Raw genomic sequence first — 10,025 nt, 5'->3', positions numbered from 1 at the left:
AGAGCTTCACGCCCTATATGGAATGGCCTACGTAGCGAGCCCTGTCCTTGGCAGGCCCGATGTTGCGGCAGCAGGCGCATTGCAGATACTTGCGGCTGGCGGCGCAGTCCATCTGGACAGGCTTGCACCCGTATTTGCGGTTCTGGGCAGGCGTGTCTGGCCAATGGGGGAAGATCCCTCCGGAGCTTACGCGGCCAAGATCGCCTGCAATATGATGATTACCATGGCCATCCAGGCAATGGCCGAGGCTGTCGTGCTGACCGAGGCCAGCGGTGTCTCGCGTGAGGCATTTTTCGACCTGATTCTCAACACGTTGTTCGGCAGCAGATCCTATCAGGTCTATTCCGGGAATATTGCGAAACGGGTCTATGAACCCGGCTTCCGGGCCAGCCTTGGCCTGAAGGATCTGAGATTAGCGACAGAGGCAGGCGCCGCAGCAGGGCATGAACTGCCAATGCTGGCAGCGGTCTTCAAACGGATGAGAGAAGCTATCGCCGCCGGACATGGAGAAAAGGACTGGTCCATCATCGCGGCTCAGACGCTTGGAGAAGCGAAGGAGAATCATTGAGGCGCTTCCGCCCCATGGAACAGGCATGGGCGGGGGTCAGGCGTAAGGGGCGCGATCCCAGGAGGATCGACGTTGCACGGACCAAGTGAATGAGAGGATGACGGACAGATTGTCCGCCAGAGAGGAATCTTCCCTGCCCGCCTCCTGAGTAAGCCGGGTTATCGTCCGCCCATGAATGGATCCATATCCTGCAGCGACAAAGATCGTGGTCGGGTTGATCATGGGGCGCTGCCCCATTCCCTGCCAAAGGGCCGTCGCCCTTTGGAAACCCTCAACGAAATCTCAGGATTTGAGGAGAGAGGAGACGACCTGCTCCAGAAGGGCCTGCTCGGCCTCTCCGAACCTGGCGGGTTCGGGACTGTCGATATCCAGCACACCCAGCAAAACGTCGTCCTTGATCAGAGGCAGAACGATTTCCGACGCCGACGCCGCATCGCAGGCAATATGCCCGGGGAAGCTATGTACGTCATCGATCCGCTGGATACGCTTCTCGGCTGCAGCCGTACCACACACCCCACGCCCCAATGCAATGCGCGTGCAGGCCACACGCCCCTGAAACGGGCCGAGCACGAGTTCACCCTCTTTCATAAGGTAGAACCCGGCCCAGTTGATACGCGGTAGAGCCTCGAAAAGAACGGCAGCGATATTGGCCATATTGGCAATGAGATCGCTCTCTGCGGCCACGAGCCCCTCGACTGAGGAAAGAATATCGGCCTGGGTCAGTTTCAGGTCAGGGGCGCTCATTGCACGGTCACTTTCTGGTCTTGAGATTTAAGGGCGGGCCTCCCAGATCCGGCACCGTGACCGCAACCTGTCATACCGTCTTGAAGACGATATACCCCGCGACGACAAAGATAAGGGCTGCAAAGACCAGCTTCAATGTTGCGCCCGATCCCTGCCCCATCGCGCGCGCCAGCCTCGTGCCGATCACGCATCCGGCTACGCCGCCAAGAATGAACCATAATGCCAGTGACCAGTCGACCAGACCCGATAGGGCATAGCTTGCCGCTGTCGTGACCCCGAAGGCCGCGACGGCAACAAGAGACGTCCCGACCGCATTCAGCACCGGCATATGGGTAGCCGCCATCAGGGCCGGTACGATCAGAAATCCGCCCCCAATGCCAAAAAACCCGGACAACCCGCCGGTGCACAGGCCGAACAGCCCGACCTTCCAGACATTATCCCGGTTGCAGGCTGCCCCGGGTATGCCCTGATCATGACGTCCACGGATCATGGCGATGCCAACAAGAACCATCAGAGCCGCAAAGAGGAGCAAAAGGCGCTGACCATCCATCGCCTTGCCCAGATGCGCCCCCAGGGCCGCGCCAATCATTCCGGCGGGCGCAAAAAATCCGGCGCACCGCCATTTGACAGTGTGCTCTCGCGCATGGGTCACGAGCCCCGCCAGTGCATTGATGGCAACGGCGAAGGCACTCGTGCCGATGGCGACATGGGGGTTGCGTACCCCCACCAGATAGATGAGCAACGGGACCGCGAGAATCGACCCGCCGCCGCCGATAAGCCCGAGAACGAGCCCGACCAGACTGCCTGAGGCCAGAGCGGGCACAATCGGGGCCGACAGGACGCCGCCTGACAGAATCAGGTCAGGCGTGAGAGAGGACGCGACCATGAGAGAGGCTCAGCCCTCGCTCTTCTTTCCCGGGCGCACGAGAAACTCACGCCCCTTGAGCATGAACTCCCAGTACAGGAGAGGCATGATCTTTTCCTTGAGGAACCACGCCAGACGGGTTGGTTTCTTGCCGTCCAGAATCCAGCTCGGCAGGGTCGGAAGCAGCTTTCCGCCATAGCCGAATTCGGCGAGCACGATCTTGCCACGCTCGACCGTCAGCGGGCAGCCGCCATAACCGTCATAAGCCGCCTCCAGCTTGCGCCCTGAAAGCTGCGCAATCAGATTTTCAACCACCACTGGGGCCTGCTTGCGCGCGGCCGCTGCCGTCTTGGCATTGCTCGTTCCGGCCACGTCGCCCACGGCGAAGACATTCGCAAATTGCGTATGCTGCATCGTATCGGGATGCACCGACACGAAGCCGTCCTGACCAGCAAGAGGTGATGTGCGAATGACATCCGGCGCCGTCTGAGGTGGCACGACGTGCAGCATGTCAAAAGCACGCTCGACTCGCTCCGTGCCTGTCTCGGTCACGCGCTCGAACGTTGCGATCTTCTTCTCGCCATCCACAGCCACGAGGCGAGATTTGAGATGCAGATCGATACCATAGCCCTTGATGTAATCCATGAGCGCCGGCACGAAATCGGCAACGCCGAAAAGACTTGGCGTAGCCGTATCAAAACCCACCTGAACACGACCCAGCACACCGCGTCGACGCCAGGCATCGCAGGAGAGATACATCGCCTTCTGCGGTGCGCCCGCACATTTGATGGGCATGGGCGGCTGGGTAAACAGAGCGGTCCCCTCTTCCAGCTTATTCACCAGCTCCCAGGTATAGGGAGCCAGATCATAGCGGTAATTCGAGGTGACGCCGTTCTTGCCCAGCGTCTCGGTCAGGCCCGGAATGGCCGCCCAATCGAGCTTGAGGCCGGTTGCGACCACCAGTGCCTCGTAATGCACCACGCTGCCGTCGCCCAGCGCGACCTGATTCTGATCCGGCTGGAAGCCCGTCACTGCCTGACGGATCCAGTTGGCACGCGCAGGAATAAGCCCGACTTCCGAACGCCTCGTCTGACCCGCCTGAAACACGCCGCCCCCCACAAGGGTCCAGCCAGGCTGATAATAATGCTCGGTCGAAGGCTCGATGACGGCCACCAGCAATTCCGGCCTGCGTCGCAACAGGCTGGCCGCGCAGGCCAGACCACCCGCGCCGCCGCCCACCACCACCACATCGTAGTGCTGGGATTTCGGAGCGGTCTCTTCCGGCTGGGTGGAGGCCAGTTCGAACAGATCCGACGCGCGACGGCCCGAGCGGCAATAAGCCAGAACCTTTCCCGTATGATCCGGCCCGATCATTTCCGACAGGGTGCGCCGCATGACCGACACGCTATGGGCATCGGGTGTCGCGCCCATACGCACGGGAATATAGGCAAAGGCGAGCCCGCATTTCTCGGCGGCCACACCCAGATCGGCCACGCCTGGCTGATCCTTTTCCTCGCCATCCGGACGAGTCGAGATGATACCGGTGAAGCCCTGCTCCTTGAGCGCGGGCAGATCTTCCGCCCGGATCTGGGGCGAGACGGCGAAATGGGCCGTCAGGAAGCGAAGGGACATGAGCGTACCTTTCTGTCGTCAGACTAGCATCGAACCGGCGCACGGCTCTCGACCGCTTGCGGGCTGGTTGCGCGCCGGAGGCCTGATGAGCCCACCGGTCGCGGTCCCTGGAGGTCAGAGCGTGTCGAGGGGTATCTTGATATAGCGTGTGCCGTTTTCTTCCGGTTCCGGCAGACGCCCGCCACGCATATTGATCTGGACTGATGGCATGATGAGGTTGGGCAGTGACAATGTCGCATCACGTTTCGTGCGCATGGTCACAAACTCATCCTCACTGACACCGTCATGCACATGGAGGTTGTGATCACGCTGAGCGCCGATTGTCGTCTCCCACGCATAGTGATCGCGCCCCGGCGCCTTGTAGTCATGACACAGAAAAAGCCGCGTCTCGCGTGGCAGGGAAAGAAGACGCCGTATGGACTGGTAGAGCTGTCGGGCATCCCCGCCCGGAAAATCAGCCCGCGCCGTCCCGAAATCGGGCATGAACAACGTATCGCCGATGAAAGCGGCATCCCCGATCACGAAAGCCATATCGGCCGGGGTGTGTCCCGGAACATGCAAGGCGATGGCCTGAATCGTGCCGATGTGAAAGACATCGCCATCCTTGAACAGATGATCGAACTGGGACCCGTCGCGCGCAAAGCGCGTCCCCGCATTGAAGATCTTGCCGAAGACCTCCTGCACATGGGTGATCTCGGCCCCTATGGCGAGCTTGCCGCCGAGATGTTCCTGCAACCATGGTGCCGCGGAAAGATGGTCCGCATGGGCGTGGGTTTCCAGCTGCCACACCACGGTAAGATTTTCGCTTTTTATGTAATCCAGGATGGCCTGCGCGCTGGTCGCGTTGGTCCGCCCCGAAGCGGGGTCGTAATCCAGCACGCTGTCGATGATCGCTGCCTCACGCGTGGCAGGATCATGAACCACATGCGATGCCGTAAACGTCGTCTCATCGAAGAAACTGCGTATGACAGGCAGAGGCGCCCGACCCGCATATGTGGCGTCAATCAGGGCAGTGGCCTTCGCTACCGGAGAGTCGACCATGTTGCTCACTCCATGACTTTCATATTTCTCGAATGTGTTATTTCTCATTCTGTGTAATTGTGATAGAGCCCCGCGTCAAGAATGACATGCTAGACGGGAAGATCGTTCATGAATGATCCAGAAGGGATGCCTCCGCTCCGCCTCGGGATGATGGCACCGAATTTTCGTGCCAGAACCACACGTGGAGAACTGACGCTGAGCACGCTTCGCGGGCACTGGATCGTACTCTTCTCTCATCCAGCGGATTTCACCCCGGTATGCACCAGCGAATTCATCGCTTTCGCGAAGGCGCAATCCCGGTTCGATGCGCTGGATTGCAAACTGCTCGGCCTGTCCGTGGACAGCCTGCCTTCGCATTTCGGCTGGATCGAGGCGATCAGACGTGACCTTGGGGTCGAAATCGGCTTCCCGATCATCGAAGATCCCTCGATGGCCATCGCGCGCGCCTACGGCATGCTCGATGCGCATGCGCAGGACAGCAGCACCGTGCGTTCTACATTCATCATCGCCCCCGATGGCACGATCCAGTCGATCCTGACCTATCCCCTCAGCGTCGGTCGGTCCGTGGCAGAAATCCTGCGTACGGTGCAGGCGCTGCAACGTGCCATGCAAGGCGACGCCCTCACACCGGAAGGGTGGCAACCGGGGGGAAAGCTGTTCCACCCTCCCGCTCAGACGCTGGAGGGGCTATGCGCTTCCCCGGGGGGCGTCTGGTATCACGACCTCGAAGAAGACAGCGCCCCATGAGCCGCTCAGATCGTTCCCAGCAGGACACGCTGATCGAGAGATTGCGTCTCTATGGTCAGCCACAACGCCTTGCCATCCTGTCCCTTCTGGCCCGCGATGCCTGCAGCGTGTCGGCCATCGAGCGCGAGACCGGTATCGGACAGCCCGCCTTGTCTCAGCAACTCGGGGAATTGCGACGGGCAGGCATCATCGCCTCGACCCGCATAGCGCGTGAAGTCATCTATGATTTTGCATCCAGCGCGGAGCGTGCACGGGCCATCATCATCCTCACCCTGCTCGATCCGGCCCTGCCGCAAAACGTCAATCCCGCAGCAATCCGTTTTCCCGCACGTGGCGGGGCACATTTTGCGGCGATCCTGCCTGACTGAGAGCAACGAAATCTTGCCCAGGCCGGATGCGCGCCAGCGCCTTTACTGCGTGAAGACGAATGCATCAGCCAGTGGGGCAGGAGCGGTTCTTCATATCGACATTGCATCAAGTTAATACAACGTTCCCGCCTGCCCCCTGCCCGTTGCGCTGCACCCATGCCATGGTCGCCCGTCTTCCCACCCCAGTGAAACGGATTCCATGACACGCGATCCTGCCATGCGCACCCGCTCCGCCTGGGCCATCGCGCTCGCCAGCCTTCTGGCCAGTTGCTCGACGGCGCCCACCGCACCGCTCAAGGCCTCTTCCCTCCCCGATGCGCGGCTTTCACTGGCCGCACCTCCCGCCTCAGCAGCCTCTCAGGCCAATGATGACCGGATCTTCGCCGTCACGCGCGCCCTCAAGGACACGCCGCGCTGGAAACTTGCGCAGAGCGATGCCGATTTGCGCCCAGAGCCTTTCCTGCGCGGCTTCTCCTGCGCGGCGGGCTTCCTGATCGATCTGGACAAAGCCCCGCATCTCGAGCAGATCCTCACCCTGATGGCCAGGGCCGAAACGGGCCGCACGTCAGAAGAGAAGCACTACTGGAAGCGCCAGCGCCCCTTCATCGGCAATGACCTGCCGATCTGCGTCTCGCGCGAGGGCGATCTGCGCAAGAGCCCATCCTATCCGTCAGGACATACCATTGCCGGATACTCCACCGCCCTCGTTCTATCGGCACTCCTGCCCGAGCGCAGCGCGGAGCTGCTGCAGCGCGGCCGCGTGATCGGAGAAAGTCGCATTATTTGTGGCGTTCACTGGGCGTCTGACGTTGCGTCAGGGTATCAGGCGGCCGGTGCGTTCGCGGTTGCGACACTGGAGAACCCGGAAATACGCGCGCTGTTACCAAAGGCCCGGGAAGAATTGCTCGCCATGAAAGCGACAGGCGTTCATCCCGAGACAGAACGCTGCGCGCTGGAGGCCGATGCCGCAGCGCACTCGCCCTTCTCGGAAGACTAGGCACCCTATTCAGGGCAACCGGACAGATCCGATTGCCCCAAGGCTCACCCGGCCCGTCCGGCGGAACAGCGCATCCGACTGACGGCGCACAGGATAGGGGGGAACGATACGATCGCGTCTTTCCCCTTTACTGATCCTGGCCATAGCGTTTCCAACTCCCGACCAGGCGCTGTCGTCAATCGAGGGCCGATAGCCTTCGCCCCCTGTTCGGGAGATCGCGGTCACTGCAACAGACACATACAGTGCCTTATACCGGAAGAGATGATCGGACGTGCCGCCAGCACGGCAACGAATACAGGGCGACGCAGCTCGACGAAAAAGGGCGTGCCTTGCGGCCCGCCCTTTTCAACGCGCATCGAGATTATTCAGACCTTCAGCGCGACAGGCGCCCCTGAATGAACTCACGGAAAGCAGTGACTGTGCCATCCAGAGCCCCAGCAGTCTCCAGACGCAGCCCTGGCGTCAATGGCGCCTCATAAGGCGCGCTCACCCCGGTGAAATCCTTGATCCGGCCTGCGCGCGCTGCGGCGTAAAGCCCCTTCGGATCGCGGGTTTCACATACCGCAAGAGCCGTATCCACATGCACCTCGTGGAATCCCTCTCCTATGATCTGGGCTGCAAGGGCGCGATCCTCGATCAGGGGTGACACGAGTGCGACGATCACGGCCTGACCACTCTCAGCGAGAAGGCGCGCCACGTGTGCGGTGCGGCGGATATTCTCTCGACGATCCTCGGGAGAGAAGCCGAGATCACTGCACAGACCGGCACGCAGCGTATCGCCATCGAGTACAGTCGTGCGCAGTCCCTCTGCGACAAGCTCGCTCTCCACCGCACGGGCGATAGTGCTCTTGCCCGAGCCGGGCAGGCCCGTGAGCCAGAAGACGCCTCCATCATGGCCATGCAGCGCGCGACGCTGGCCCGAGGTGACCTTGCTGGCCGTCGGATGAATGGCATGGGCGCCATCTGGCAGTTCTGCCGCGCCCAGAAGCGGCGCTCCGCCCACAATGCGCTGGAAACGATCGACCAGAACACCCCTGCCATCGCTGTAACCGGGCGAGAACGGGTCGAAGAGAATGGCGTGGGACGCCACGAGCGTGATCTCGGCGAAGCCGTCGGGCGGCACCTCATCGCCGGGCGACAACGTCAGATCGTCAAGATTCACCACGGCGTCGATCGAGGCGACCGTGACGTCATGTTCGGCCGTTGCCAGACGCAGGGTAAAGCTCTCGCCAACGCGCAGCGGCTCGCCACGCAGCCAGAACAGACGCGTACGCAGGCGCGCAGTGCGAATAGGAGCCGCGCCCGTCTCTTGCGCCGGAAAGAGCAGATCACCACGATCAGGCACCAAATCGGGCTCAAGGCGCAGGGCGATCGACTCTCCGGCTCCCGCCACCGGATTTTCCGGCGTATGCCAGCGGCAGATCTCTGCCACGGTCGCCTGCTGCCCCTGCGAGCCGATCATGATCCGGTCGCCTGCACGGATGACACCGCGCTCGATACGTCCTGCGACATAGCGCACGTCATCGAAGCGATAGACATCCTGGACAGGCATGCGGAAATCGAGCGCAAGGCGCGACGCCGGAGCGGGCACGGAAGCCAGCGCCTCAACCAGCGTCGGGCCGGTATACCAGGGCGCGCGCTCAGAGCGCGTGGCGATATTATCGCCATCACGCGCAGAAGCCGGCACAAAAGCCTCAACCGTGATTTCCAGACGGCCAAGCAGGTCGCGCACATCGGCTTCAGCCTGGCCAATCCTGGCCTGATCGAAATCGAGCAGATCGGATTTGTTGAGCAGCACGATCACATGGCGAATGCCGATGAGACGCAGCAACATGGCATGGCGGCGCGTCTGCTCCTGCGCGCCTTCAAGCGCGTCCACCACCAGGACGGCGGCCTCGGCATCGGCAGCGCCCGTGATCATGTTGCGCAGAAACTGGCGGTGGCCCGGTGCGTCGACAATGACGAATTCACGCCCGCCCAGATGGAAGGGGATGCGCGTGGAATCGACCGTCACGCCCTGGTCGCGTTCAATCTGAAGCGAGTCGAGCAGGAAGCTCCACTCCACAGCCAGACCGCGCTTGCGGCTGCTCTCGACGATCTGGGCCAGCTTGCCGTCCTGCAGACTATCCGTGTCATAGAGCAGACGACCGATCAGGGTCGATTTGCCATGGTCGACATGGCCCACAATCACGATGGGGGTAGCAGCCGCGCGCAGCGAGGCGGGAAGGTCGTTGGTTGTCATGTTGTCGCCCATAACTCAGAGATAGCCCGCAACGCGCAGACGCTCGAAAGCGTCTTCGGATTCATGATCCATGGCGCGACCGGCGCGCTCGGAGGTCTTGCTGCTTTCGAGCTCGGCAATCACCTCGGCCAGAGTCGAGGCATTGCTGTCGATGGGGCTCGTGATGTCCTGATCACCCAATGAGCGATAGCGCTTGCCGTTCTTGGCGAAATACAGATCGACCAGGGGAATGTTCTCGCGCTCTATATAGCGCCAGATATCGATTTCACGCCATGAAAGCAGCGGATGCACACGGATATGCATGCCATCCTCATAAGGGGTGGCGTACTGGTCCCAGAATTCCGGCGGCTGGTTGCGCACATCCCAGCGATGCCCGGCACCACGCGGGCTGAACACACGCTCCTTGGCGCGCGTTGCCTGCTCGTCACGACGGATACCGGCGATAACGCCGCGAAGCTTGTGCTTCTCGATCAGGCTGGCCAGTCCGGCGGTCTTGCGCGCGGCAGAGCGCGCCGCAGGCGGGAGCGACGGATCGATCTCCTCGACCGGCGGGCAGTCGCCAAGCATCAGATCGAGATTCCACCTCTTGGTGTATTCCTCGCGGAACGCATACATTTCGGGGAATTTCTTGCCCGTATCGACATGCATGACCGGGAACGGCACACGCCCCATGAAGGCCTTGCGCGCCAGCCAGACCATGACATTGCTGTCCTTGCCCAGAGACCAGAGCAGAGAGAGCGGACGCAGCTTGCGATAGGCCTCACGCAGAATGAAGATGCTCTGCGCCTCGAGCTGGTCGAGATCGTCCATGGCGCGCGGGG

General features: G+C 61.6%; 10 protein-coding genes. 4 read left to right on the top strand and 6 right to left on the bottom strand.

Going from position 1 to position 10,025, the window contains the following annotated elements:
- Window positions 1-568 (top strand): NAD(P)-dependent oxidoreductase (locus tag C0V97_RS16540; protein WP_148114954.1); only part of this gene is annotated, 568 nt, incomplete at its 5' end.
- A 282-nt stretch (window positions 569-850) separates the two neighbouring features.
- Here C0V97_RS16540 and C0V97_RS16535 read toward each other — a convergent pair.
- The 4 genes from C0V97_RS16535 to C0V97_RS16520 form a co-directional block, all read right to left on the bottom strand.
- Complete coding sequence (locus C0V97_RS16535) at window positions 851-1,312, bottom strand: GAF domain-containing protein (RefSeq protein WP_127103634.1); 462 nt, start codon at window positions 1,310-1,312, stop codon at window positions 851-853.
- Window positions 1,313-1,382: 70 nt separating this feature from the next.
- A complete protein-coding gene (locus C0V97_RS16530; protein ID WP_127103633.1) occupies window positions 1,383-2,198 on the bottom strand; it encodes a sulfite exporter TauE/SafE family protein in 816 nt (271 codons plus the stop codon).
- A gap of 9 nt (window positions 2,199-2,207) precedes the next feature.
- Entirely contained in the window at window positions 2,208-3,809 is a 1,602-nt protein-coding gene (locus tag C0V97_RS16525; protein ID WP_127103632.1) for a bifunctional protein tyrosine phosphatase family protein/NAD(P)/FAD-dependent oxidoreductase, read from the bottom strand.
- 114 nt (window positions 3,810-3,923) lie between these two features.
- Entirely contained in the window at window positions 3,924-4,850 is a 927-nt protein-coding gene (locus C0V97_RS16520) for an MBL fold metallo-hydrolase (protein ID WP_127103631.1), read from the bottom strand.
- A 108-nt stretch (window positions 4,851-4,958) separates the two neighbouring features.
- Here C0V97_RS16520 and C0V97_RS16515 point away from each other — a divergent pair, with 108 nt between their 5' ends.
- From C0V97_RS16515 to C0V97_RS16505, 3 genes are all read left to right on the top strand, one after another.
- Window positions 4,959-5,597, top strand: a complete 639-nt coding sequence (locus C0V97_RS16515; RefSeq protein WP_127103630.1) for a peroxiredoxin — start codon at window positions 4,959-4,961, stop codon at window positions 5,595-5,597.
- On the top strand, window positions 5,594-5,965 hold the full coding sequence (locus C0V97_RS16510; RefSeq protein WP_158625459.1) for a helix-turn-helix transcriptional regulator: 372 nt from the start codon (window positions 5,594-5,596) through the stop codon (window positions 5,963-5,965). Before C0V97_RS16515 ends, C0V97_RS16510 begins: the two co-directional genes overlap by 4 nt.
- 199 nt (window positions 5,966-6,164) lie before the next feature.
- The gene (locus tag C0V97_RS16505) at window positions 6,165-6,962 is read left to right on the top strand and encodes a phosphatase PAP2 family protein (protein WP_233582236.1); all 798 of its coding nucleotides are present in this window, start codon (window positions 6,165-6,167) and stop codon (window positions 6,960-6,962) included.
- Between the two features lie 373 nt (window positions 6,963-7,335).
- Here the strand turns inward: C0V97_RS16505 and cysC are convergent, their stop codons facing one another.
- Both cysC and cysD read right to left on the bottom strand, forming a co-directional pair.
- Window positions 7,336-9,204: an adenylyl-sulfate kinase gene (cysC, locus tag C0V97_RS16500; protein WP_370265863.1), complete on the bottom strand. Its 1,869-nt coding sequence runs from the start codon at window positions 9,202-9,204 to the stop codon at window positions 7,336-7,338.
- 15 nt (window positions 9,205-9,219) lie between these two features.
- Window positions 9,220-10,014, bottom strand: coding sequence for a sulfate adenylyltransferase subunit CysD (gene cysD, locus C0V97_RS16495; protein ID WP_127103635.1), 795 nt, complete (start codon window positions 10,012-10,014; stop codon window positions 9,220-9,222).
- Between the last annotated feature and the right edge of the window lie 11 nt (window positions 10,015-10,025).

This window comes from Asaia sp. W19, from assembly GCF_003994335.1.
In the GTDB taxonomy this organism is placed as follows: domain Bacteria; phylum Pseudomonadota; class Alphaproteobacteria; order Acetobacterales; family Acetobacteraceae; genus Asaia.
This window is presented reverse-complemented; position numbering and strand designations above follow the sequence as displayed.

Coding starts and splice junctions, on each gene's coding strand:
- cysD (WP_127103635.1), bottom strand. CDS start 10,014: ATGGACGATCTCGACCAGCTCGAGGCGCAGAGCATCTTCATTCTGCGT.
- C0V97_RS16505 (WP_233582236.1), top strand. CDS start 6,165: ATGACACGCGATCCTGCCATGCGCACCCGCTCCGCCTGGGCCATCGCG.
- C0V97_RS16525 (WP_127103632.1), bottom strand. CDS start 3,809: ATGTCCCTTCGCTTCCTGACGGCCCATTTCGCCGTCTCGCCCCAGATC.
- C0V97_RS16515 (WP_127103630.1), top strand. CDS start 4,959: ATGAATGATCCAGAAGGGATGCCTCCGCTCCGCCTCGGGATGATGGCA.
- C0V97_RS16520 (WP_127103631.1), bottom strand. CDS start 4,850: ATGGTCGACTCTCCGGTAGCGAAGGCCACTGCCCTGATTGACGCCACA.
- C0V97_RS16510 (WP_158625459.1), top strand. CDS start 5,594: ATGAGCCGCTCAGATCGTTCCCAGCAGGACACGCTGATCGAGAGATTG.
- C0V97_RS16530 (WP_127103633.1), bottom strand. CDS start 2,198: ATGGTCGCGTCCTCTCTCACGCCTGACCTGATTCTGTCAGGCGGCGTC.
- C0V97_RS16535 (WP_127103634.1), bottom strand. CDS start 1,312: ATGAGCGCCCCTGACCTGAAACTGACCCAGGCCGATATTCTTTCCTCA.
- cysC (WP_370265863.1), bottom strand. CDS start 9,204: ATGACAACCAACGACCTTCCCGCCTCGCTGCGCGCGGCTGCTACCCCC.